The 25,009-nt window shown below is 66.5% G+C and carries 21 protein-coding genes; 12 read left to right on the top strand and 9 right to left on the bottom strand.

All coding sequences use genetic code 11. The annotated features are described in order from the left end of the window. Positions 1-105: 105 nt before the first annotated feature. The 7 genes from NDI89_RS18300 to NDI89_RS18270 all read left to right on the top strand — a co-directional run bounded on the left by NDI89_RS18300 (position 106) and on the right by NDI89_RS18270 (position 8,402). The gene (locus tag NDI89_RS18300) at positions 106-357 is read left to right on the top strand and encodes a hypothetical protein (protein WP_277523615.1); all 252 of its coding nucleotides are present in this window, start codon (positions 106-108) and stop codon (positions 355-357) included. After that, positions 354-1,739: an APC family permease gene (locus NDI89_RS18295; RefSeq protein ID WP_277523612.1), complete on the top strand. Its 1,386-nt coding sequence runs from the start codon at positions 354-356 to the stop codon at positions 1,737-1,739. The genes NDI89_RS18300 and NDI89_RS18295 overlap by 4 nt, the downstream gene beginning before the upstream one ends. Before the next feature lie 83 nt (positions 1,740-1,822). Next, positions 1,823-2,755, top strand: coding sequence for a ferritin family protein (locus NDI89_RS18290; protein ID WP_277523610.1), 933 nt, complete (start codon positions 1,823-1,825; stop codon positions 2,753-2,755). A gap of 75 nt (positions 2,756-2,830) precedes the next feature. Then, positions 2,831-3,994 carry a CaiB/BaiF CoA transferase family protein gene (locus NDI89_RS18285; RefSeq protein WP_277523609.1) on the top strand — a complete coding sequence of 388 codons (1,164 nt, stop codon included), beginning with the start codon at positions 2,831-2,833 and terminating at the stop codon, positions 3,992-3,994. A gap of 77 nt (positions 3,995-4,071) precedes the next feature. Next, positions 4,072-5,709 (top strand): long-chain fatty acid--CoA ligase, encoded by a 1,638-nt coding sequence (locus NDI89_RS18280; protein WP_277523608.1) that lies wholly within the window; start codon positions 4,072-4,074, stop codon positions 5,707-5,709. 28 nt (positions 5,710-5,737) lie between these two features. Beyond that, a complete protein-coding gene (locus NDI89_RS18275) occupies positions 5,738-6,958 on the top strand; it encodes an acyl-CoA dehydrogenase family protein (RefSeq protein WP_277523607.1) in 1,221 nt (406 codons plus the stop codon). Between the two features lie 4 nt (positions 6,959-6,962). After that, entirely contained in the window at positions 6,963-8,402 is a 1,440-nt protein-coding gene (locus NDI89_RS18270) for an amidase (protein WP_277523606.1), read from the top strand. A gap of 30 nt (positions 8,403-8,432) precedes the next feature. On the opposite strand, the gene NDI89_RS18265 is transcribed toward NDI89_RS18270, so the two are convergent. Beyond that, entirely contained in the window at positions 8,433-9,218 is a 786-nt protein-coding gene (locus NDI89_RS18265; RefSeq protein WP_277523604.1) for an SDR family NAD(P)-dependent oxidoreductase, read from the bottom strand. A gap of 161 nt (positions 9,219-9,379) precedes the next feature. Here NDI89_RS18265 and NDI89_RS18260 point away from each other — a divergent pair, with 161 nt between their 5' ends. The 4 genes from NDI89_RS18260 to NDI89_RS18245 all read left to right on the top strand — a co-directional run bounded on the left by NDI89_RS18260 (position 9,380) and on the right by NDI89_RS18245 (position 13,079). After that, positions 9,380-10,549, top strand: a complete 1,170-nt coding sequence (locus NDI89_RS18260; RefSeq protein ID WP_277523603.1) for a thiolase family protein — start codon at positions 9,380-9,382, stop codon at positions 10,547-10,549. Positions 10,550-10,694: 145 nt separating this feature from the next. Continuing rightward, positions 10,695-11,945, top strand: a complete 1,251-nt coding sequence (locus tag NDI89_RS18255) for an acyl-CoA dehydrogenase family protein (protein ID WP_277523600.1) — start codon at positions 10,695-10,697, stop codon at positions 11,943-11,945. A 181-nt stretch (positions 11,946-12,126) separates the two neighbouring features. Continuing rightward, positions 12,127-12,408: a hypothetical protein gene (locus NDI89_RS18250; protein WP_277523598.1), complete on the top strand. Its 282-nt coding sequence runs from the start codon at positions 12,127-12,129 to the stop codon at positions 12,406-12,408. 95 nt (positions 12,409-12,503) lie between these two features. Continuing rightward, positions 12,504-13,079, top strand: coding sequence for an RDD family protein (locus NDI89_RS18245; protein ID WP_277523596.1), 576 nt, complete (start codon positions 12,504-12,506; stop codon positions 13,077-13,079). Between the two features lie 12 nt (positions 13,080-13,091). On the opposite strand, the gene NDI89_RS18240 is transcribed toward NDI89_RS18245, so the two are convergent. The 8 genes from NDI89_RS18240 to NDI89_RS18205 all read right to left on the bottom strand — a co-directional run bounded on the left by NDI89_RS18240 (position 13,092) and on the right by NDI89_RS18205 (position 23,296). Further along, positions 13,092-14,177, bottom strand: a complete 1,086-nt coding sequence (locus tag NDI89_RS18240) for an ABC transporter ATP-binding protein (protein ID WP_277523594.1) — start codon at positions 14,175-14,177, stop codon at positions 13,092-13,094. Positions 14,178-14,221: 44 nt separating this feature from the next. Beyond that, on the bottom strand, positions 14,222-15,094 hold the full coding sequence (locus NDI89_RS18235; protein WP_277523592.1) for a carbohydrate ABC transporter permease: 873 nt from the start codon (positions 15,092-15,094) through the stop codon (positions 14,222-14,224). After that, on the bottom strand, positions 15,091-16,044 hold the full coding sequence (locus tag NDI89_RS18230) for a carbohydrate ABC transporter permease (protein WP_277523589.1): 954 nt from the start codon (positions 16,042-16,044) through the stop codon (positions 15,091-15,093). Before NDI89_RS18230 ends, NDI89_RS18235 begins: the two co-directional genes overlap by 4 nt. A gap of 105 nt (positions 16,045-16,149) precedes the next feature. Next, positions 16,150-17,502 (bottom strand): ABC transporter substrate-binding protein, encoded by a 1,353-nt coding sequence (locus tag NDI89_RS18225; protein WP_277523587.1) that lies wholly within the window; start codon positions 17,500-17,502, stop codon positions 16,150-16,152. A gap of 322 nt (positions 17,503-17,824) precedes the next feature. After that, on the bottom strand, positions 17,825-19,363 hold the full coding sequence (locus NDI89_RS18220; RefSeq protein WP_277523584.1) for a molybdopterin-dependent oxidoreductase: 1,539 nt from the start codon (positions 19,361-19,363) through the stop codon (positions 17,825-17,827). A gap of 117 nt (positions 19,364-19,480) precedes the next feature. Further along, a complete protein-coding gene (locus NDI89_RS18215; protein ID WP_277523582.1) occupies positions 19,481-20,773 on the bottom strand; it encodes an MFS transporter in 1,293 nt (430 codons plus the stop codon). A gap of 42 nt (positions 20,774-20,815) precedes the next feature. Next, the gene (locus tag NDI89_RS18210) at positions 20,816-22,393 is read right to left on the bottom strand and encodes a class I adenylate-forming enzyme family protein (protein WP_277523580.1); all 1,578 of its coding nucleotides are present in this window, start codon (positions 22,391-22,393) and stop codon (positions 20,816-20,818) included. A 129-nt stretch (positions 22,394-22,522) separates the two neighbouring features. After that, on the bottom strand, positions 22,523-23,296 hold the full coding sequence (locus tag NDI89_RS18205) for an SDR family NAD(P)-dependent oxidoreductase (RefSeq protein WP_277523578.1): 774 nt from the start codon (positions 23,294-23,296) through the stop codon (positions 22,523-22,525). 602 nt (positions 23,297-23,898) lie between these two features. Here NDI89_RS18205 and NDI89_RS18200 point away from each other — a divergent pair. After that, positions 23,899-24,933, top strand: coding sequence for an FAS1-like dehydratase domain-containing protein (locus NDI89_RS18200; RefSeq protein WP_277523576.1), 1,035 nt, complete (start codon positions 23,899-23,901; stop codon positions 24,931-24,933). The last annotated feature ends 76 nt before the right edge of the window (positions 24,934-25,009 follow it).

Genomic DNA, 25,009 nt, shown 5'->3' with positions numbered 1-25,009 from the left:
CACCGGTCTGTCCGTCGCGACCGCTCGGAGACGACGACCCGGAGACTCCCCCAGAGAGTGTCAAGCTCCCGAAGCTATTTCACCCATAATATGGTGGGGTATGACATGGCAATCGGAGAGTATCGAGACGTCCCGGCAGAGATGGACGATATCGAGCGCGAAGTAGCCGCCGCACAGTATCCCGAGGGCGGCCTCGTGGTCGGCCTCGGCGTCGGGATCGTCCTCCCGCTGGTGACCGTACAGGCGCTCCTCCTCGTCGGACCCGTCCTCGGCGGCGTCGTCGGATTCGCCCTCGGACGGCGGATTCGCGACTACGAGATCCGGCGCCGGCGGGCCGACCGTCCCTCGGAGGAATGAGCGGCGCGACGGACGACCCGTCGGAGACGCTCCCCTCGAGTATCGGCGTCGTCGGCGTGCTGGCGCTGCTGGTCGGCAACGCGATCTCGGTCCCGATATTCGTGCTGCCGGGGCCGCTGGCGAGAAGTGCGGGTCCGGCGGTCGTTCTGGCGATCGTCCTCGCGGCGGTTCCGGCGAGTTTCGTCGTCCTGTACAACGCCGTGCTCGGGTCGGCGATGCCGGTCGCCGGGGGGCTGTACGTGTACATCTCTCGGCTCACGGCCCCCTACTGGGGGTTCCTGGTTCCCGTCACGATCCCGCTGGTCGCGTGGGCGTCGTTGCTCATTACGGCGAGGGGATTCGCCGAGTACACCCGGATCTTCTTCGACGTACCGTCGACGCTGCTCGTCTACGTGCTGCTCGCGTTCGTCCTGGTCGTCAACCTGATCGGACTCAGGGTCGTCGCACAGGTGCAGATCGTCTTCTTCGTCGGTCTCCTCGTCGCACTCCTGACGGTCATCGTCCCCGGCGCGGGCGCGGTCGACCCCGCCAATTACGCCCCGTTCTTCCCGGACTACGGCGCGTTCGGCCTCGCGGTGGTCGCGCTGTTCTATCCGTTTCTCGGCTTCGGGCTACTGATCGAACTCGGCGAAGAGATCGACGACCCCGGGCGGACGATTCCGCTGGTACTGGGGCTCGGCATCGGTATCGTGGCGCTGGTCTACGTGGCGCTGATCGCCGTCCTCGTCGGCGTCGTTCCGTACACCCAGCTGGGCAACGAGGCCGACCTCGCGCTCGCCGCCTCGAGATACCTCCCGTGGTGGGGCGAGTACGTCGTCGCCGCCGGGGCCGTCTTCGCGGTCGTCACGACGGTGAACACGACGCTGCTCGTCTTCTCGCGGACGCTCATGCGCGCGAGCCGCGACGGCGTTCTCCCGGCACCGCTATCGCGGATCCATCCGCGGTTCGAGACGCCCCACTACGCGGTCGCGGTCCTCGGCGTTCCGCCGTTCCTGCTCGTCCCCCTGGCCGGCGAGATCGTCGGTCTCTCCGCGTTCATCGGACTGGCCAGCCTCACCGCGTACTTCTTCTGTGCGATCGGCCTCTGGAACCTGCCCCGGGAGTTCCCGGACCACTACGCCACCGCGCCGTTTCGACTCCGCCGGTACCGCGGGCTCCTCCTCGCGGTACTGGGCGGTGCGGTCGTCACGGGCGCGTTCTGGATCGTCACCCTCCTCCAGCGACCCGTCGTCGGTGTGGTTCTCATCGGCTGGTTCGTCCTCGCGTACGTCTACTACCGATACCGACTCCGGAAGACCGATCGGATCCAGCTCTACCGAACGATGACTTCCCTCGAGACCCACGAACGCGTCGACGGAGACGCCGGCGAGAGTACCGACTGAGGCCGTCCGGACGATCTCGGGACGGAATCCGGCTGATACGACAGTAGATACACATTTATTAGCTGCGACCCATAGATTGTGGTATGGCAACGGAGTACACACCGACGGCGATGATGGATCGGGACTCGAAGTCGAACCGCTACTATCGCAACGCGGTCGAGCGCCACTGGGATCCCGGCGAGATCGACCTCGAGCGGGACGTCGAGAACTTGCTGACGTACATCGACGGGGCCGAAGACTACGACCGGGAGTCGTGGTACGGAACGCTCAACGGCATCGCGAAGTTCGGCGCGGGAGAGGACGCGGTCACCGAGGACCTCGCGCCGCTGGGGACGGTGCTGGACGACATCGACGATCAGCTGTTCCTGACGACCCAGATGTACGAGGAGGCAAAGCACGCGGACTTCTTCGACCGCTACTGGCGGGAGGTCATCTGGACCGTCGAAGACGAACTGGGCTGGGAGCGGTCCGATCCCCGCCACGACCGGTGGTTCAACGATCCCTACGTCGAACTGTTCGACCGCAACCGGAAGGCGCAGTTCCGACTGCTCGAGGAGGACACGCCCGAAAACCGCGCGAAGGCGTACTGTCACTACCACCTCACGGTCGAGGGCATCCTCGCGCAGACGGGCTACTACGGGATGCAGACATCCTACGGCGGCGACTTCGAGGAGCTCCCGTATCTGCCGGGACTCGTCCGGGGCTTCACGAAGATCCGCAGCGACGAGGGTCGCCACGTCGGCTTCGGCATGAACCAGTTGAAGAAGCTCATCGCGGAGGGCGTCGATCCGGCGATCATCGAGGACACCGTCGACGACCTCGTTCCCCTGGTTCAGGGAATCACCGAGGATAACCGGTTCCAGCCGGACGATCCGGGGGAGCGCGCCGGCCTCGAGGAGGGGAAGCTCGCCGCCTACGCGGTCGAGAAGCACACGGATCGGATGCGACAGATCACGGACGCCGCGGCCGATATCCCGGACGTCGACGAGCTGGTGTCCCTCGAGGGGGACGACTGAGCGCGCAGCGGCGATCGTTGCGGCGGGCCCGAACGGCGACAGTAGACTTTTGAAACGTGACCGGAACGTGCTACCATGCAACTCGACTCCGTCCGAGTCCTCGATCTGTCCCGCCTGCTTCCGGGACCGTACGCGACGCAACTGCTCGCCGACGCCGGCGCAGACGTGGTAAAAGTCGAAGACACCGACGCGGGCGATTACGCCCGCTATACCCCGCCGACGACCGATCGCGACGTCGGCGCGCTGTTCGACAGCGTCAATCGTGGCAAGCGAAGTATCGCGCTCGACCTAAAGTCGGAGGTGGGAACGACCGCGTTCTACCGGCTCGTCGAGGAGGCCGACGTCGTCTTCGAGCAGTTTCGGCCGGGGGTCGCCGACCGCCTCGAGATCGATTACGAGACGCTGTGCGAGCACAACGAGGACCTCGTCTACTGCTCGCTCTCGGGGTACGGACAGACGGGGCCCGACGCCGAGCGAGCGGGGCACGACCTCAACTACATCGGCGTGGCCGGATTACTCGATATGACCCGGGAGGACGAGTCGATGGCCCCGCAGATCCCGGGCTACCAGATCGGCGACCTCGGCGGCGGGCTGTTCGCGGCCTTTAGTATCATCGGCGGGCTGCTCTCGCGCGAGCTGGGCAACGGCGGCGAGTACGTCGACGTGGCGATGACCGACGTGGTCGCCTCCTTCTCGCAGGCCGTCGCCCACGAGGCGCTCACGGGCGCCGATCCTCGACCCGGCGAGACCGCACTCACCGGCGGGGTTCCGTGGTACGACGTGTACGAGACCGCAGACGGGCGGTACGTGACCCTCGCCGCGCTCGAGCCGAAGTTCTGGACGGCCTTCTGCGAGGAGGCCGGTCGCGAGGACCTCGTCGACCTCCACGGGACCGAGGACCCGGCCGAACTGACGGCCGTTCGCGAGGAACTCGAGGCGCTGTTCGCGACCCGGTCGCGGGACGCGTGGCTCGAGGCGTTGAGCGACGAGACGATGGTCGGGCCGGTGTGTACGCCGGCCGAAGCCGTCGACCACCCGCAACTCGAGGCCCGCGGGCTGATCGAACGGCCCGACGACGCACCGCCGCGGATCGGCTTCCCTGCCAGGGGGTCGAACGTGCCCGAGAGCCACGACGAATCGATCCCGGCTCACGGTGAGCACACCGACGAACTGCTCGCGTCGGTCGGATACGACGAGGACGAGCGCGCCGATCTCCGCGAGGCGGGAGCCGTCCGCTGACCGGCTCGTCCGTTCGGTACGACGGGAAACTCGTCCCAAATGATAAGGTACTGGACAGAATACTACGGACGACCATGATGGATGTCGAGTTAACACTTGACAAGCTCCTCGAGCGGGCGATCGACCTGTTCCCCGATCGAGAGCTGGTGACGAAACTACCCGACGGGAGCACGCACCGGTACACGTACGCCGACGCCGGCGAGCGGATCAACCGGCTCGCGGGCGCGCTCGACGACCTCGGCCTCGAGGCGGGCGATCGGGTCGGCGTCGTCGCGACGAACCACTACCGGCACTTCGAACTGTACTTCGGGCCGGCCTGCTCGGGGCGCTCGATCCACATGTGCAACATGCGGTTGCCCGACCACCACTTCGTCCACACGATCGACGACGCCGAGGATCGGGTGATCTTCGTCGATCCCGGGCTCATCGAGAAGGTCGAGGCCAACGCCGACGAGCTCGAGACCGTCGAGCAGTACGTCGTCCTCGACGACGAGGTGCCCGAGACGAGCCTCGAGCCGGTGACCGACTACGAGTCGCTGCTCGAGGGCCAGTCGACGGAGTACGACTGGCCAGACATCGACGAGGACGCGGAGTACGGCATGTGTCACACGTCGGGGACGACGGGGCTTCCCAAGGGCGTGTCCTACTCCCACCGGGCGATGTACTTACACAGCATCATGTGCGGCCACACGGACGCTAACGGGGTCGGTGAGAGCGACGTCGTCCTCCCGGTCGTGCCGATGTTCCACGCGAACGGCTGGGGGATCCCCTACGCCGCGACGTTCGTCGGAGCCAAGCAGGTCTTCCCGTCGATACACTCCGATCCGGAGTCGATCGCCCGTCTCATCGCCGAGGAGGACGTGACCTTCTCGGCGGCGGTGCCGACCATCTGGCTCGAGATGGCCGAGTTCTTGGACGAGAACCCGGAGGTCGACATCTCCAACATCGACCGACTGACGGTCGGCGGGAGCGCGCCGCCGGAGTCGCTCATCCGGAAGTACGACGAGGAGTACGACGCCCCGATCATTCAGGGCTGGGGAATGACCGAGACCTCGCCGCTCGGCACCCTCAGCACGCTCCGGAAGGAGGCCGCAGCGCTGCCGAGCGACGAGCAGTACGAGTACCGAACCAAGGCCGGGCTCCCGGTTCCGGGGATGCAGACCCGCATCGTCGATGACGACGGCGAGGAAGTGCCCGCCGACGGGGAGACGATGGGCGAGTTGCAAGTCCGCAGCCCCTGGGTGACCGACGGCTACCACGACCGACCCGAGGAGAACGAGCAGGCCTTCACGGACGACGGGTTCCTGCGGACCGGCGACATCGCCACGCGGGACGAACTGGGGTACGTCGACGTCGTCGACCGCGACAAGGATGTCATCAAGTCCGGCGGCGAGTGGATCTCCTCGGTGCAACTCGAGAACGAACTGATCGGCCACGAGGACGTCACCGAGGCCACCGTCATCGCGGTCGAGCACGAGCGCTGGCAGGAGCGGCCGATGGCGATCGTGGTGCCGCGGGACGGGGCGACGATCGACGCCGACGACCTCGAGGCCCACCTCGCGGAGACGTTCCCCTCGTGGTGGCTGCCGGACGTCTACGAGTTCATCGACGAGATTCCGAAGACCTCGACCGGGAAGTTCGACAAGAAGACGCTTCGCGACCAGTTCGACGTGGTCCTCGAGGCGGAAGACGACGAGCCGGCGGCCCAGCAGTGAGCGGTTCAAGCGATACTCAGAGTTCAACATGGTAGCAAACACGACAGGCGGCGTGAGTTTCGACACCGACGAGGAGACCGAACTGATACTCGACAGTCTAGACGAGTTCATCGAGCGCGAGGTCGAGCCGATCGTCGAGGAGCTGGGAGACGTCTACACGAACCCAAGGAAGGGCCACCACGAGAACGGGCGCTGGACCGACGAGGTGCTCGAGGCCCGCGAGGAGATCCGACGCCGATCCGCGGAAGGCGGCTTCTACGCGATGAATCTGCCCGAAGACGCGGGCGGCGAGGGCGTTTCGCCGGTCACCTGGTACCGGGCGAAGAAACACCTCGCATCCCACGGCGGCGGGCTCGAGCGCTACGCCCTCGCCGGGCCGGAGGGGCCGAAGCCGCTCCTGTTGCAGGCCGAGGGCGAGCAGGTCGAGCGCTACCTCGAGCCGACCGTGCGGGCCGAGAAGTCGACGGCGTTCGCCCAGACCGAGCCGGGCTACGGGTCGGACTCGCCGAACATGGAGACCACTGCGGAGAAAGACGGCGACGAGTGGGTACTGAACGGGCGCAAACAGTGGATCACCAACGCGCCCTACGCCGACTTCGTTCAGCTGTTCGCCCGGACGACGCCACAGGAGGAGGCCGGCCGCTACGGCGGCATCACGTGCTTCATCGTCGAGCGCGACGAGTACGAACTCGGCTCGTACAACAACGCCGTGGGTGCCGAGGGGTCGCAGGCCGAAATTATACTGGACGACGTCCGGGTTCCCGACGATCGCGTCCTCGGCGAGGTTGACGAGGCGTTCTACGCCGCGATGGAGTTCCTCTCGCTGGGCCGACTCGAGCTCGGGGCCGAAGCCGTCGGATACGGCGAGTACCTGCTCGAGGACGCGACCGAGTACGTCACGGAGCGCGAGGCGTTCGGGCGATCGATCGGGAACTTCCAGCAGGTCTCGTCGAAGCTCGCACAGGGGCGGGCGAAGACCTACGCCGCGGACGCGGCGGGGCTCAAACTCGCCTGGAAGATGGCCGAGGGCGAGCGGACGGTGATGGACTCCTCGATACTGAAGTGGTTCGCGACGAACGTGCTGTGGGAGGTCGCCGACGCCGCCGTACAGGTCCACGGCGCCAACGGGCTGGCCGAGGAGAACCCCTACATGGATATCGTCCATCAGGCGCGCATCCTGCGGATCGTCGAGGGGACCGACGAGATCCAGCTCAACACGATCGCGAAATCGATGGGGGTCACGGAGTAACCCGATGGTTTCATCACCCACACACGTGACCGCCGCCGGGCTCGCGAGGGCGATCCGCGACGGCGAGTACTCGCCGACCGAGGTCGTCGACGCCGTCCTCGAGCGCATTCACGAACGGAACGATCGGACGAACGCGTTCGTCACCGTCACGGACGACCTGGCCCGCGAGATGGCCGCGGAGGCCGAGCATGCGATCGCAGAGGGCGAGCCGCTCGGGCCGCTGCACGGCGTCCCCGTCGCAATCAAGGACTTAGACGACGTCGAGGGCGTCCGAACGACGTCGGGCTCGCTGCTCTTCGAGGACCGCGTCGCCGAGTCTGACTCGCCGTTCGTCGCCCGGCTGAAGGACGCGGGCGCGATCGTCGTCGGGAAGACGAACACGCCCGAGTTCGGGCTCGGCGTCACGACCGATAACCGCGTCGCCGGGCCGACGGGAACGCCGTTCGACCCCGCCCGCGTCTCGGGCGGTTCGTCCGGCGGTGCCGGGGCGGCGCTGGGCGACCGGCTCGTGCCGCTCGCCCCCGGCTCCGACGCGGGCGGCTCGGTCCGCGTGCCGGCGAGCTTCTGTGGCGTGTACGGACTGAAACCCACGCAGGGCGTGATCCCGAACGTCAGCCGACCGAACGCGTACGCCAGCCACACCCCGTTCTCCACGAACGGGCCGCTGGCGCGGACGGTCGAGGACGCGGCCCTCTCGCTCGACGTGATGGCGGGCGCTCACCCGCGCGATCCCTTCTCGGTCCCGAAACGGGGCGAGTACCGCGCCGCGGTCGACCGGCCGATCGACGAACTGGAGATCGCGTTCAGTCCCGACATGGGGATCTATCCCGTCGATTCCGCCGTGCGCGAGACGCTCGAGGACGCCGTCTCCGCGTTCGAACGCGCCGGCGCGACCGTCGACGCCGTCGATCCCGATCTCGGCCACGACAACGAGGAGATACTGGACGCCTACTACACGATGGCGACCGTCCGATGGCAGTCGCTGCTCGACAATCTGGAGGAGGAGGGTTTCGATCCGCGAGGCGACGACCGCGACCGCCTGCGGCCGTACTTCGTCGACCTCGTCACGGACGCCGACGAGCCGACGACGCGGGAGTACAAGCGCGCCGACGTCGTCCGGACGCGGGTCCTCGACGGAATGGCAGACCTGTTCGGGGAGTACGATCTCCTCGTGACGGCGACGGCCGGGACGACGCCGTTCCCCCACGGCGAAGAGCCCGAGGAAATCGACGGCGTCGAGATCGAGCCGTACCGCGGGTGGGTGCTCACGCAGCCGTACAACCTGACCGGCCAGCCGGCGGCCTCGATTCCGGCCGGCTTCGTCGACGGACTCCCCGTCGGGATGCAGATCGCGGGCGAGCGACACGCCGACGACGACGTCATCGCCGCCAGCGCCGCGTTCGAGCGCCGGCGACCCTGGCACGACGAGTATCCCGAGCGATGAGGAGCGACCTCGAGCGTGTTCGGCCCGCGACTAGAAGCTGAACAGGTCGATCCCGCCCGTGACGCCGACCACCTGGCCGGTGACGTAGGAGGCCTGCTCCGAGCAGAGGTAGGTGACCATGTTGGCCACGTCCTCCTCCGTCCCGAGGTGGCGCATCGGGGTGGCGTCGGCGATACGGGCGTAGTACTCGTCGACGTTCTCCCGGAGCTCGTCGGGACTCATATCCGCCCAGTCGCCGACGACGATGTTCGGCGCGATGATATTCGAGGTGACGCCGGACTGCGCGCCCTCGAGCGCCATCGTCCGGCCGACGCCGATCATGGCGGCCTTCGTTGCGGAGTAGGAAAACTGGCCGAAGCCGCCGTACCAGCCGGCCATCGAGGACATGTTGACGATCCGGCCCCAGCCGCGCTCGCACATTCGCGGGAACAGTTCCTTGCTGATGTTGTAGGTACCCGTCAGGTTGATCTCGACGTCGCGGTCCCAGATCTCGTCGTCGTAGTCGCCGACGCGCGAGCGGGCGTCGACCATCGCGGCGTTGTTGACGAGGATGTCGACGCCGCCGAAGGCGTCCCGCACCTCGGCCATCGAATCGGCGACGTCCTCGCGGTCCGTCAGATCGCACTCGAGGGACATTGCCTCGCCGCTATCGGCCGTTTCGTTGATCTCCGCGGCGGTCTCCGCCGCGCCGTCCGCGTCCACGTCGAGGACGATGACGTTCGCGCCCTCGTTCGCAAGGAGTCGGCAGTCGGCGCTTCCGATGCGTCCGGCACCGCCAGTGACCACGGCGGTCCTGTCCTGGATTCCGAGATCCATCTCCCGAGCGAATACTATGGTATCTGACTTAATTATTGTGGAGAGCTATCAGACCCCACGGCCGGGATGAGACCCGATCGGGCCTGAAAGAGTCCAACGAGGATAATTACGAATATATGCACAACATCTATGATGGATCACGGAATACTCAAAGACACGTCATGAACTCCGCAGTCATCGTCGACGCCGTCCGGACGCCCTTCGGGAAGCGCGACGGCTCGTTCAGGGACACGCACCCGCAGGATCTGGCCGCGAAACCGCTCGAGGCGCTGCGCGAGCGCAACGGGTTCGAGCCGGAGACGATCGAAGACGTCATCTACGGCTGTGTCACGCCGGTCGACGAGCAGGGGCTGAACATCGCCCGGCTCGCGCCGATGGTCGCCGGCTGGGGCGACATCGTGCCGGGGGTACAGCTCAATCGCATGTGCGGCTCGGGCCAGCAGGCGGCCAACTTCGCGGCCGCGAACGTCATGGCCGGCCAGCACGACGTGCTCGTCGCGGGCGGGGTCGAGCACATGACCCGCGTGCCGATGGGCTCGGACGGGGCCGACGGAGCCGACGGGAAAGGCTCCCTCACGGACACGTACTTCGAACACTTCGACGAGGTGACCCATCAGGGCGAGGGAGCCGAACGCATCGCCGAGGAGTACGGCTTCGCGCGCTCGGAGCTCGACGAGATCGCGGCCGACTCCCAGCGCCGCTGGAAGGAGGCCTGGGACGACGGCCGCTACGACGACCAGATCGTCCCGGTCGAAACCGAACTCGACGGTGAAGAAGTCGTCGTCGAGCAGGACGAGCACCCCCGCCCCGGGACTGATACGGAGACGCTGTCCGAACTCCCGCTGTCCTTCCGCGAGGAGGGCGAGGGCTTCCATCACCCCGGGAACTCCTCGGGAATCGTCGACGGCTCCTGTGCGCTGCTGATCACCAGCGAGGAGGCGGCCGCGGAACACGGCTGGGAACCCATGGCCCGCATCCGCCAGACCGAAGTCGTCGGCGTCGACCCGATCACGATGCTGAAGGGACCGATTCCGGCGACCGAGAACGTCCTCGAGAAGGCCGACATGACCGTCGGCGACGTCGACCTCTTCGAGGTCAACGAGGCGTTCGCGTCGGTCGTCGCGGCCTGGCTCGAGGAGACCGGCGCGTCGTGGGAGGACGTCAACGTCAACGGCGGCGCGATCGCCCACGGTCACCCGCTGGGCGCGACCGGGGCGATGCTCCTGACGAAACTGGTCCACGAACTCGAGCGGACCGGTCAGGACACCGCGCTGTCCGCGATGTGTATCGGCTTCGGGCAGGGCGTCGCGACGGTTCTCGAGCGGGTCTGAGCCGGTATACGGTCCGTCGCGGACGGACGGGCTCCGGAGGGGCCGGTCGAGCCCCGATTCCGTAGCCGCGGCCAGCCCCCTCGGTTGCCATTGTATGCGATCAGTTACCTATAGCTTTACAATGCTGTATCCAATCGTAAATGGTATGGAGTACCACGACTCCGAGAAAGCGAAGGAAGTTGCGGGCCGCGTAGAGGCGTTCATGGACGAGGTCGTGATCCCGCGCGAGCGCGAGGCGCTCGCGACGGGCGAGGAGATCACCATGGACGAGATCCACGAGATGTGGGAGATGGCCAAGGAGCGGGACCTGTTCGCACCGCAGGTGCCCGAGGAGTACGGCGGCCAGGGGCTGGACTTCAGCGACATGCTCCCGTCGTTCGAACAGGTCGGCCGCTCGCTGATCGGCGCGCTCGCCATTCGTGCGAACGCACCGCAGGAGGGGAACATGCACACCCTCGAGATGGTCGGCACGGAAGAGCAGAAAGAGGAGTGGCTCCGCCCGCTCGTGCAGGGTGACATTCAGACGGCGTTCGCGATGACCGAGCCCAAGGTCGGTGCCGGCTCCGACCCGAAGATGCTCCAGAGCTCCGCCGTCAAGGACGGCGACGAGTGGGTCATCAACGGTCACAAGTGGTGGACCTCCGACGGGCTCGGTGCCGACTACTATCTGGCGATGGTTCGAACCGACTTCGACGCTCATCCCTACGAGGGCACCTCGATCATCATGGTGCCGCGGGACGCCGACGGCGTCGAAGTCCAGCGAAACATCCCCCACCTCGGCGGGCACGGCATCACCGAGCGCGAGGGCGGCCACGCCGAAGTGAAGTTCGAGGACGTCCGCGTCCCAGTCGAGAACACGCTCGGCGAGGAAGGGGAAGGATTCCGGATCGCTCAGATGCGACTCGGCGGCGGTCGACTCACCCACTGCATGCGGTACTCCGGCATGGCCGAGCGCTCGCTCGACATCGCGAAGGCCTACCTGCAAGAGCGCGAGGCCTTCGGCTCGAAACTCGAGGACAAGCAGGCGCTGCGCCACCGCATCGCCGACGCCGAAACCCGCCTGCACGCCGCCCGCTGTATGGTCCGCCACGCCGCGCGCGAACTCGACCGCAGCGACGCCCGCATCGAGGTCGCGATGTCGAAGATGTTCACCGCGAACGTCACCAACGATACGATCGACCTCGCGTTGCAGTGCTGTGGCGGCAACGGGATCGGGAAGGACATCCCGATCGCGCACTTCTACGAGAACGTCCGCGCGTTCCGCATCGTCGACGGGGCCGACGAGGTCCACCGCCGCTCGATCGCCCGCTGGGCCTTCGAGGACGTCGACGAGGCCGAGATCGAGAACACCCTCGAGTTCGACGAGGACCTGCGCATCGACGCGCTCGACGACTGATCACGAGCCTATCGCTCCGGATCTCCATTTCTCTCGACGGTTCCCATGGGTCGAAAACGGATTCCGAAGCCCGTCCGATGACCGGCCGGGCGAGACGCGGCGCTACAAAGGGAGGAGCGACGTCCCCCCGTGACACTGACACCCATAGTTATTTACGCCCGGCTGGGAATATCGCGACTATATGAGTGGAGATACCACGCGACAGCGATCGGAGGGCGGCGGGCTGGAAAACATCCGCGAGGCGTCGGACGCGGTGGAACAGTCCACGCTGTCGATAACCGTCGAGAAGATTTACGAACGGTGGCGAACCGGCGGTGCCATTCTCGTGCTGGCGATTACCAGCGTCCTGCTGTACCGGGTCGACGGCTACCTGTCGGTCGACTCGCAAGTGTTCGCCGGGATCACGCTCCTCCTGCTGATCTACTTCCTCGCGACGCTCCGAACGGACATCAGCATGGAGTGACGGTGGCCGACGTCGGTTCTCGAGGCCGGTCGAGGGGGAGGTATTTTGTACGTCCTGCCGAATGAGTCGCCCATGAACGGCGGGGCGATAGCACCGTGATCGACTGGAAACTGGACGGGTTCCTGCCGACCCAGCGGCAACCGGCACCCCGACTGGAGACTGCGGACGACCGAAGCGTGTTGCTCGCCCGCGGCGGTGCGGCGGCGATCGATCTGTTCGTCTGCTACGTCCTGATCGAGTTTCCGCTGATATACGTCCTGGGCGTGATTTTCAGCGGACCCTACGAGGCACTCGGCGGGTACATCCTCCCCCTGTCGCTGCTCTTCCTCGTTCCGCTCTACGCGAGCTACTCGTTCGTCTTCGAGTGGCGCTACGGCCGGACGCCGGGGAAAGTAAATCGCGGCCTGCTGGTCGTCACGGCGGACGGCCGGCCGTGTACCTACCGCGCCAGCGCCGTGCGGAACCTCCTCCTGTACGTCGACCTACTCGGCGTCCCGCCGCTCGTCATCGGACTGCTGTCGGCGCTGGTGACCGACGGCCGTCGCCTCGGCGACCTCGCCGCCGGGACGATCGTCGTCCGCTCGACGGCGCCGACGGATCGGGACGTAGCGGCCTCGAGCGACGTGGACCCGAGTGCAGCGGCTCGAGCGGGCGACGAACGGGAGAACTGAGTCGGTGCCTGTTCAGGCGATCCGGACGCCGGACTCGCTGTCGAACAGCTGAATGGAGTCCGACTGGAAGACGAGCCCGTACTCCTCGCCGTTGCCCTCGAAGTCCGGGTCGGTGACGACGACGATCTCGCCGAACTCGGTGTCGAAGAAGCTGTGCGTCGCATCGCCCAGGGGTTCGTCCAGCAGGTGCGTCGCCGGGATCCCGGCGTCGGGATCGTCGCTGACCCGAATGTACTGCGGCCTGAGGCCGACCCGGACGTCGTCGCCGGCCCACCCCTCGAGGCCCTCGCGGGCGAGGTCGTACTCGTAGCCGCCGACTACCAGCTCGGCAGTGCCGTTGACGGCCCTGATGTTCCCGTCGAAGAACTGCGTCGACGGCTGGCCGATGAACTGACTGACGAACTGCGAGTCCGGTTCGTCGTACACCTCCTTCGGCGGGGCGACCTGCTCGAGTCGGCCGTCGTTGATGACGGCGACGCGGTCGGACATCGTCATCGCCTCCTCCTGGTCGTGGGTGACGTACAGCGTCGGACAGCCGATCTCGTCGGTCACTTTCTCGATGACCGGCCGCAGCTCCGCCTTGAGCTTGGCGTCGAGGTCCGACATCGGTTCGTCGAACAGGAAGACCTCCGGATCGCGCACGAGCGACCGGCCGAGGGCGACGCGCTGTTGCTGGCCGCCCGAGAGGTCCGCGGGCATCTTCTCGAGCTGGTCGGTGATCTGGAGCAACTCGGCGGCCTCTTCGACGCGGGCGATGCGCTCTTCCCGCGAGAAGCCCGTGATCTTGAGCCCGTAGGCCATGTTCTCCTGGACGCTCATGTGCGGGTAGAGCGCGATGTCCTGGAAGAGCAACGCGATGTTGCGCTCCTGAACGGGCTTGTCCGTCACGTCGCGGTCGCCGAACTTGATCGTGCCGCTCGTGGGCTTGTTCAGCCCCGCGACGCAGCGCAGCGTCGTGGTCTTGCCACAGCCCGAGGGACCGACGAGCGTCACGAACTCGCCGTCCTCGATGGTCAGGTCGACGTCGTCGACCGCGACGATTCTGTTACCCGATTCCTCGTACACTTTCGTCAGATTCCGGATCTCGATGTCTGGCATATGTTGGGATACCTCGTGGTGTTAGTTATAAATACGGTGCACGGTCAGAGCGCTCTGACCTGGAACCCCTTCAGCAGGTAGCTCTGCATGAAGTAGGCGAACAGCAGCGGTGGCAGCGTCATGGCGAGCGAGATCGCCATCAGGTAGGCGTCCGGCAGGAACTGCGCCTGTCCCATCGCCCGGAGGATGCCGGGAGCGAACGTCGTGGTGTCGGTCTGGGGCAGGAGGATCTGCGCGAACGTGAAGTCGTTCCAGGCGAGCGCGAAGGCGAACAGCGCCGCGGCGATGATCGCCGGTCGGCACTGGGGGACGACGACGTCGCGGAAGCCGCGCCACCGCGATGCCCCGTCGACCCACGCCGCCTCCTCGTGGGCCTCCGGGATCGTCATGATGTACTTCCACATCAGCCACACCGCGAAGGGCATCGAGATGGCCGACAGCGCGATGATGAGCCCAATGCGGGTCCCGAGCAGCCCGATGCTCCGCCAGATCTGGTAGAGCGGGATGCCGATGACGATGGGGCTGAAGAGGTAGCCGATCAGGAGGACCCGCGCGAAGTTCTCCTTCTGCGGGAACTCCAGGCGCGCCAGACCGTAGCCGGCGATCAGCGAGACGAGGACGACGGTGACGATGGTCCCGATGGCCACCACGACCGTGTTGAAGATGTAGGTGTACATCCTCGGCTGCGTCAGGACGACGAAATTGCCGAGCGTGAAGATGTCGGGCGTCGGGAAGACGGTCACCACGTCTTCGACGGTCTCGTACTCGGTGAACGCGAGCTGGGTGACCCAGTAGATCGGCCAGGCCCCGACGAGCACGATTATCGCCGTGCTGATGAGCTTCAGTGTTTCGAAGATCCTGGTCTCGCCGTCGTATGAGAGGCCGAAGATGCCTCCCGGTGGTTCGCTTTGACTCATGTGGTCGTCTCCACCTCCTCGCTCGGATTGAAGAGTTTGAAGTAGGCGACAGCCGCCACGAACAGGAAGAGGAACATGACGACGGAGATCGCGTTCGCGAGTCCGTACGCCTGATCGGTGTAGACCGTCTTGTAGGCGAGCACGGGGAGCGTGGTCGTCGCGTTACCGGGGCCGCCCTGCGTGAGCTGCCAGATGATGTCGAACTTGTTGAACATGAAGATCGACCGGAGCAGGACGACGACCAGGATGATCCCCATGATGCGCGGGAACGTGATGTCCCGGAACATCTGCCACCGGTTCGCGCCGCAGACCTTCGCCGCTTCGTAGAAGCGGTTGGGAATCGCCCGCAGCTGCGCGAGCGTGAAGATCGTGATGAAGACGGAGAACTTCCAGCTGCCGATGAGGATCAAAAGCGGCATCGCCCACGTCTGTGATCCTAACGGGGCTTCCCGGGCCTCCCACAGACTGAGCCACTCGGCGCCGATCATCTGGAACACGCCTCCCTGCGGATCGAACACCCGAAGCGCGATCAGCGAAACGATGATCGTCGGGATCAGATACGCCGTGAAGACCACCGCGGTCAGAAGCTTCTGCCCGCGCGTGACGCGATTCAACACGAGCGCCATCCAGAGGCCGACGGCGAGCTGTACGATCGTGCTGCCGACCATGTAGATGATACCGCGTATCAGCGACCCCCGGAACGTGGAGAGGTTCAGGACCTCGCGATAGTTACCGAGGCCGGCCCACTCCCACACCGGGTTTAGCGTGTGAACGTTGTGTAACGATGCCCAGAACGCGAAGGCGATCGGAAGCACCGCAATGAGTACGTACAGTACGACGACGGGGAGTACCGTCCCGATCCCGACGACGGTCTCCCGCTCCACGGGGAGATCGTCCCACGGGATGAACTCCCTGCGAGGTCGAATCGTTTCTCCAGTCTCACCAGCCATATATACGTCTCCTCTGCATCTATGCTTGTTAATCTCACGGTTATTCATACCCGATTCGCCCTGCACGAACGCGATCAAACGAAGAGCCGGCCCGTCCGAGACCGACTACGAGAACTGCTCTTTGGCCTCCGCGAGAGCCTCCTCGAGTTGGCCGCGGCCCCACTCGTAGGCCTCCTGGACGCTATTGGAGTCGGTGACCACTCGGTTGACCATCTCGCCGTAGAACCACTGGCGCTGCATGTACAGCGCCTCCGGCGAGGAGACGTCGGCTTCGTCGACGTTCGCGTAGTGGTTGCCCCAGATCTCGTCCTGGACGTACTGGAGCTTCTCGAGCAGGTGCGGATGGGCCTCCATGATCCCCTGGTTCTGGAAGGCGTCGGAATCCAGTACGTCGCCGTAGGTCGGCAGGAACCGACCCGGATCCGCCTCGTAGAAGCTCACCGTCCGCTCCATGCTGTCGGCGTAGAGCCACTCGAACCACTCCTTGGCCTCCGACGTGTTCTCCGCGCTCGCGAAGAGGTGGTAGCCGTCGGGGGCCGGGGAGGAGAGCCAGTTCTCTTCCTTGTCGATCTCGCTCCAGGTCGGATACGCCCTAATCTGGGTGGCCTCGGCCAGCCCGCGCAGGGCGTCGCTGTCGTTGGCCTCGGCCGTGAGCGCGGTGACACCGACCGGCCAGGCGTTGAGGTGGTAACACTGAGCGTACTGGCCCTGGACCCACCCGCCGAGCGACTCGGCCCAGCCGATGCTGGTCGGGTCCGGCGAGTACTGCGCGAGGTCCTTCATGTACTGCAGGACCATCGTCACCTCCTCTTCGGGGAAGTATACCTCGAGTTCGTCTCTCGCTTCGGGATCGCTCCAGCGGATCCCGAGCCCGGAGACGCCGGCACTCGACAGGAGAACCTGGAACTCGTCCTGGCTCTTGCCGGTCGGCATCCCGGCCAGGCCGTAGCCGCGCGCGTCGTGTTCGTCCGACTCGTCGATCGCTCGGGCGTTGTCGAGGACGTCCTGGAACGTCTCCGGTTCCTCCAGCCCGAGATCGTCGTAGATGTCCGCCCGGTACTGGAAGTTCGAGATGTACTGGCCGTGGGGGACCTGATAGTAGTCGTCGCCGCCGAGGAACGCCCCGCCGGTCATCACCTCCCCGTTGACCTCCTCGATCGCCGAGACCACGTCGTTGACCGGTTCGAGCTGGTCGGTCGCCCAGATGTCGGCCACCTGGTCGAACGTGGAGGTGTTCGCGTCCGGCGGGTTGCCCGACTGGATCAGCTGGGCCAGCCGGCCCTCCTGCGTACCGGACATTCCGCCCTCCTCGATGTTCATCTGGATGTCAGTCTGCTCTTCGAAGTCCGACTCGAGGTCGCCCCAGAGGGGTTCCCAGGAGTCGTTGTAGTAGTCGGTGATGAAGTGGACTTCGCCGTCACCCTCGTCGCCACCACCACCACCCAAGCAGCCCGCCATCGCTGAAGCGATTCCTACACCAGCACCTGTAAGCACCCGACGCCTATCGATAGTGTCCCGTGTCATCTGTACTCAAGGACTCTTGTCCATTGCTATCATCCCTACATACCCACATAAACGTTCATGTTTTTTCCACATGGATGTCGGCGGTTTTTTCAGAAGCGGCGGATAGTCAGTGGCTCACTCTGACGGCTATGTTCTCCGGTTATTCAGATTCGGCCACGTTCGGAGACGCGATCGGACGGAAAGGAAGCGGAGGCTGATCGTGGCGGAACGCCCGGTTTCGTCCCCGGAGGGACGTCCCTCGAGGACGGTCCGGCGCTCACTGCGACCCGACAGTTTTCGAAACCCAACCCGTCGCGCCGTCGGGTTTCGGACCGTCCTCCTCGGGGATCTGGAGGTCCCCGTTGCCGTCGCGGGCCCGGACGATCACCTCGTGCGTCCCGGTCGCCCCGTATTCGCGGCGCCACTGCCGCCAGACGTCCTCTCCCGGAAGTGGCTCGGACAGTTCGGCGGCGACCCAGGTGTCGCCGCCGTCGGTCGAGACCTCGACCGCCTCGATACCCCTGGTACCGGCGTACGCGTGACCGGCGACCTCGAAGCGGCCGCCGCCGAGACGGTTGACCTGCCAGAGCTTCGCGACCGTCTCGACCGGACCCGTGCCGTGCCAGCCGCGGTACTCCCAGTAGCCCATGGTGTCCTCATCGCGAACCTCGATCTCGGTGAGCCACTTCACGTTGATCTCGCCCCAGTGGCCCGGGACGAGCGCGCGCAGCGGAGCGCCGTGGGCTCGCGGCAGCGGGCGACCGTTCATCCGGTACGCCAACAGCCCCGGCCACAGCGCCTCGAGCGGGAACTCGTTGTAGTAGCCGTCGGCACCGTGCAGGACGACGCGGTCGCCGTCGGGATTCGCCGCTTCGAGGAGCCGTCGGACCGGCACGCCGCTCCAGAGGGCGGTGTCCATCTGCCGGCCGTTGAGCTGGTCGCCGACGCACCGCAGCGTGACGAACCGGTCCTCGAGCGCCATGTCCTCGATGTCCGCGGCGTCGTACTCCGCCTCCTCCTCGACGGCCCCCGTGATCGAGAGCGACCACTCCGCGCGGTCGACGGCGGGATTCACGTTGGCGATGTCGACCTCGTAGAAGTCCGTGCTCACCAGCGGCTCGAGTCCCTCGACGGCGAGCGACCGGTCTTCCGCCTGTGCGAGTGACTCTCGAACCGCGGGCCGAGCGTCCTCGGGGATCTCGAGGCCGGAGGGGAACGGTTCCTCGCCGGTGCCGCGAACGAGGAGGCCGAGCGCGCTCACGCCGATCGCCGATCCGACGGCTCCGAGAACGCGCCGCCGGCCGAGCGACTCGAGGGTGACGTCCTCACCCGCGACGAGTTCGGCCGTTCCGGCCGTTGCCAGCAGGACGAGACCGGCCCCCGCCGCGGTGCCGGCACTCGACACCGGCGACCCCGTTACTCCGTACGCGATCGCACCGGGCAGCAGCGTCCCCGCGACCACGCCGACGGCGGGCCTGCCACCTCGGAGAGACGACACGACGGGAACCGGGCCGCGGCCCCGGAGGAGTACCACGCCGGGCAACGCGACCAGTCCGAAAAGGATGCACGTGAGTGCGATGGCCGTCAGGAACGCCAATCGATGGCCGAGGGTCCCCAGCTCGGTGATCGCGAACGTCACGAGCGCCTCGGGACTGACCGTCACGACGACTCTGTCGATCGGCGTCGCGACGAACGCCGGCCGTCGGCCGACGGAGAGGTACGATCCCCCAACGGCGGCGACTCCCGCGGCCAGCGCCACGACGACCGCGGGGAGCCACGGACGGACGCGGGCCGCCGTTCCCTGTATGCGAGTCATTGTGTGACAATAGGCGTCGCCGGCTATCAAAGCTTCCCCAAACGGCGCTCGGTCGCGCCCCGTGATTCTCGCCGGCGATCGAATCAGCGCGTCGGTCGACGGCTCCCCCGCCGAGCGCTAGTCCGCTTTCACGCCCGCTCTCGAGACCTCGGGGTTCCGCAACAGCGGGAGCGAGACGATCGTCAGGCAGCTCAAGACGAGCGCGGCACAGAGCACGTACGTCAGCTGGTAGCCGAACCAGAGATCGACCGCCGGAATCGCGACGAGCGGGCCGAGGCTGAGTCCGACGTCGCCCATCACCTGATAGACCCCGCCCATTCGGCCGAGTTCGTCGCCGGGCGTGAGATCGCCCATGATCGCGAGCATCGCCGGTGCGGCGGCGCCCATCCCGCCCCCGACGAGCACGATCGCGCCGAGCAGCGCCTCGATCGTCGGCACGTAGGCGATGATCAGGAAGCCCGCACCCATCGCAAGGAACGCGGGCACCGTCAGCAGCGTCCGATCGTCGACCATGTCCGAGACCCAGCCGGTGACGACCGTCATCGACCCCGCGGTGAGCACGCCGAGTCCCATCACGATGCCGCTAATGCCCGCCGCACCGAGGACCGAGAGCTCGAGGCCGGAGTCGCTGGCGTAGCGGGCCAGCGTCGAGAGGATGATGCCGCCCCAGAGGAGCCGCACGGTGAAGTTACCGTAGCCGATCAGGACGACGGTCGGGTTGCCGGCGAGCAAGGAGGGGACTTCCCGGAGCTTCGCGGCACGGCCCTCGGCGCCGCCGTGGACGTCCGGCAGGACGAGCGTGGCGACGGTGCCGGCGATCAGCGCGAGCACGCCGGCAGTGAGAAACGCGGTCTGCATGCTGGCGAGATCGGTCAGGAGCCCGCCGACGACGAGACCCGTCGGGAAGCCGAGCGACTGGCCGCCGCGCATATAGCCGACCCACCGGCCCCGGTTGTCCGACGTCGTGACGTACGTGATCGTCGCGAACGCGCCGATGAAGACGAACGCGCTGCCGACGCCCCAGAACAGCCGGGCCAGGACGAAGACGACGCCCGGGAGCGACACGTCGCCGAGCAGCGGCACCGTGCCGAGATCGGTCGGCGGCGTGTGGAGGCCGACGACGTACCCGAAGGGAGCCAACGCCTGGGTGAACAGCCCGAAGATCATCGGTTTCCGCGCGCCCACCCGGTCGATGATCGTCCCGGCCGGCGTGTTCATGAACAATCGCGCGATCCGATTGGCCGAGAGGATCACGCTCAGCATGACGGCGCTGATCACGAGTTTCTCGTCGAGCAGCGGTAGCGTCGGAAAGGCGACCCCCGTCGCGACACCGCCGAAGAAGACGCCGGCGATGACTGCGAGCGCGATCGTCCGTATCTCGGCCGTCGAATAGGAGGGCTGGTCAGACATTCGAGCGATAGTCACCGATTCGTACGCTCGCGTACAAGTGGCTCACGATTCGATGCCGCGTTCCTCGAGAAACTCGTCTTTCAGCGTCGTCTTGCGGATCTTGCCGCTCCCCGTCTTCGGGAGCTCGGGACGGATCTCGACGACCCGCGGGTGTTTGTACGGTGCGAGTTCGTCGAGCACGTACGCCTCGACGTCGTCCTCGGTCAGGTCCGCGCCCGCTTTCGGCGTGATCGCGGCGGCGACGGTCTCGCCCCGTCGGTCGTCGGGGAGGCCGAAGACCGCCGCCTCGTGGATGTCAGGGTGTTCGTAGAGCAGATCCTCGATCTCGCGGGGGTAGACGTTGTAGCCCGCGGTCAGGATCATCTCCTTCTCGCGGCCCTTGATGTAGTAGTAGTTGTCCGCGTCCCGCGTCCCGATGTCGCCGGTGCGGAAGTAGCCGTCCTCGGTGAAGACCGCCTCGTTCGCCTCGGGGTTCTCGTAGTACCCCTTCATGACCTGCGGGCCGGCGATGAGGATCTCGCCCTCTTCGCCGGGACCGACCTCGTTCCCGTCCTCGTCGACGACCTTCGAGCGCGTGTGGCCGACGGGTTGCCCGACGCTGCCGGGCCTGTTGCCGAGCGAGGACCACCGGATCGTATGGGACGTCGCGGTCGTCTCCGTCAGCCCGTACCCCTCCGAGAGCGGGACGCCGAACGCCTCCTCGAAGCGCTCCTGAGTGGGTTTCGGGAGCTTGTCCCCGCCCTGCCCCGCCTTGATGAGCGTCGACAGGTCGTGCTCGTCCGGCTCGTAGGCCTCGAGCAGATCGACGAACATCGCGGCGACGCCGGTAAAGGCCGGAATATCGTGCTCGTCGAGTTTGGCGAGCACCCGCTCGGGGTCCCACTGATCGGGCCGGAGCAGGTGCAGTGTCCGACCGGCACAGAGCGACGCCATCATCTGTATCATCCCCGTGATGTGGTACATCGGGAGGACGATGATGCCGTCTCCCTCGATCGGCCCGGCGCTGTAACTCGAGACGCTCTGTGCGATCTGGACCCGGAAGTTGCGGTGGGTCAGCAGGACGCCCTTGGGCTTGCCGGTGGTCCCCGAGGTGTAGGGCTGGAGGAGGACGTCGTCGTCCTCGCGGTCGGCGACGGCGGCGTTCGCGTCGCTAGCGAGATCCGGCAGTGACGCGTGGTCGCCCCCCGGCGTCGCGCTGACGATCTTCGCCTCGAGGCCCGCCACGGCCTCGACGACGTAGTCGTTAGCGTCGCCCGCGACGATCACCGCCTCGGCGTCGACGTCGTCGAGTTGATACTCGATCTCGCGGCGGCGGTACTCCGGGTTCAGCGGGCTCGCGATCACGCCGGCGCGACAGCAGGCCCAGATCACGGTACAGAAGGGAATTCCGTTGGGCATGTAGACGCCGACCCGATCACCGGCCTCGAGACCGAGTTCCCGGAGCCCGTTCGCGAACCGCGCGACGCGATCCCCGAACTCCCGGTAGGTGATCGTCTCGCCGGCGTGTTCGATCGCGACCGCGTCCGGCTGTTCCGCGATCGATCGCTCGAGCAAGTTGGCGACGTTCCCGTCGTAGGGCGGCTCCAAAAGCGTCTCCGCGGAGACGATATCGAGTTCCATGTTGCCCGTGGTTTGTCGCTCGACCTGAAAAATATATGGGTACTGGTATCAGGGAACAGGTTCTGGCGCTCGTCCCGTCGGCGCAGACGAAGACTCGGGACGGGATCCTCGAAGCAAGCGGTCGCCGCGTTACTCCTCGAGGCGCGGTATTCCCTTGATCGTGACCGTTTCGCCGACCATGTACGAGGAGGCGGGGCTGGCGAGGAACTGTGCGAGATCGGCGACCTCCTCGGGCTTGCCGATAGTTCGGTCGGGCGTGGTGCGGGCGATCTCGTCGGCGTCGTCCTCGACGCCCATCTGGGTGCGGACGCCTTCGGTCGCGACGAGCCCGGGTGCGATGCAGTTGACCCAGATCCCGTCTTCGGCCCAGTCGGCCGCGACGGAGGTGGTGAAGTTGACGACGCCGGCCTTGGCCGCCCCGTAGTGGCTCATCGACCGCGAGCCCCGGGTGCCCGCCACGCTGGCGAAGTTGACGATCCGGCCGCCGCCGTTGTCGCGCATGTGCTCGACGGCGATCTGCGAGCAGTGGAACGTGCCGTGGAGGTTGATGTCGACGATGGTCTTCCACCCGTTCTCGCTGATCTCCGAGGGCGGGGCCTGAAAGCTCGCCCCCGCGTTGTTGATCAGGACGTCGAGGCCGCCGAATTCATCGACCGTCTCGTCGACGAGCCGCTGGACCGCCTCCCGATCCGTCACGTCGCATTCGATCGCGATCGCCTCGCCCGGCCGCTCGCTCTCGTTGATCGCCTCGGCGACCGGCTCGACGTTATCGATGTCCCGAGACGTGACGACGACGTTCGCACCGTCGGCGGCGAACCGCTCGACGATCGTCTTCCCGATCCCGCTCGAGGAGCCGGTCACGATTACGGTCTCCCCGTCGACGCCGAACTGGGCGGTCGTCATCGCCGTCCCTCCGCGATCGCAGCGCGTTCGACTGACCGTTCGCTCGAGCCGAGTGTGATAGTCACTGCCATGAGCGTCTACGGGTTCATCGACCGCCGGTATAAGCTATTCGACCATCCGCCGTGCGGTGGCGCGCGCTGGACCGCGTCGAACGACGAGTGAGACGCGGGCCGAAATTGCGCGAGGTCTTCGCGAACTTCGTGAGCGAAGGCTTGGAAGGCGCGGAGCGTCTTCCAGTGGATGAGGGAAGGAACGGACGTGACTGACCGAATCGGTTGGGGAGGGCGTGGCCACTCCCTGTTGCCACGATAGCAGGACGCTCGTTTCCGTTTCGACGGTAGTGTCCGGCCGGTGACTCTCTCGAGCGAGAGTCCCGATCACGACAGTAGTCACCGAAATTCACCGCATACCCGATCACATGACGGCGTTTCGATCAGTGTCACATCGTTCCAGTGGCGATTGGAGCGCCCGAGAGGGGTACTGTTATGTCAGTCGTGTGCAAACGGTGGTGGCAATGGAACGCGGCCACCACGGACTCCCAGACCGCGCCGACGCACCGACCGAACAGCCGACGGCGACCGCTCGAGCCACGGAGGACACCGATGCCGAATAAGTCACTCGCGGAGCTCGAGGCGATGGTCGGTGACGCCCGGGTCACCGCCGAGGAGTTCCGCATCGATCCCGGCAAGGTCGAGGAGTTCGCTCGAGCGATCACCTCGGACGATCCGGTCTTCCGCGACGGGACGGCCGCCGCCGAACGGGGCCACGACCGCGTGCCCGCGCCGCTCACCTACACGCAGGTCGCCCGGTTCCCGCGGTACACGCCCGCCGACGTCGAGGGCAAGGGCTTCGATCTGGGCTTCCAGCCGGAGTACGTCCTCCACGGCGAGCAGGCCCACGAGTACGAGCGCCCGATCTACGTCGGCGACGTCCTCGAGGGGACGACCACCCTCGCGGACGTCTTCCAGCGCGAGGGCGGCCGCGCGGGAACGATGACCTTCGCCGTCTTCGAGACCGAGTACCGAACGCGGGACGGCGACCTCGTCCTGACCGACCGATCGACCGCGATCGAAACGGAGGGGGCGGTCGACGACGGCGACGGTGATGCGGGCGACGGCAGTGACGAACCCGAGAACGACACCGACGCAGCGACGAACGGCGGAGCCGCCGACGCCGAGTCGACAGCGCCGTCGGACACGACCGACGAGTTCGACCGCGTCCGCACGGTCGACGACCTCGCGGTCGGCGACACCGGCCCGACGGTCGTCGTCGAGGACCTCGAGCGCCGACAGTTCGTCAAGTACGCGGGCGCGAGCGGCGATTTCAACCCGATCCACTACGACGAGCCCTACGCGACGGCCGCGGGCAACGAGAGCGTCTTCGGCCAGGGGATGTTCACCGCCGGGATCGCCTCGCGGGTCGTCACGGACTGGTTCGATCTCGCCGACGTCGCGAGTTTCGGCCTGCGGTTCCAGTCGCGCGTCTTCCCCGGCGACACCGTCGTCGCGACCGGCGACGTCGTCGAGGTGGATCGCGATTCGGGGACGGTCGAGACGGAACTCGAGGCGCGAACGACCGAGGGCGAGACGCTGCTGACCGGGACCGCGACCGCCCTCCTCGACGATAGTAGCCACTGAGCACCCGTCCTCGAGCGAGCCCGCCCGCGCACCGGCCGATACCGGACGGGGTATCGAACCCGCTTCGAAACGGGCC

It is taken from the genome of Natrinema salsiterrestre (genome assembly GCF_029502005.1).
Lineage (GTDB): Archaea > Halobacteriota > Halobacteria > Halobacteriales > Natrialbaceae > Natrinema > Natrinema salsiterrestre.
The sequence above is the reverse complement of the archived record's forward strand: the minus strand, read 5'-3'. Positions and strand labels throughout refer to the sequence as shown.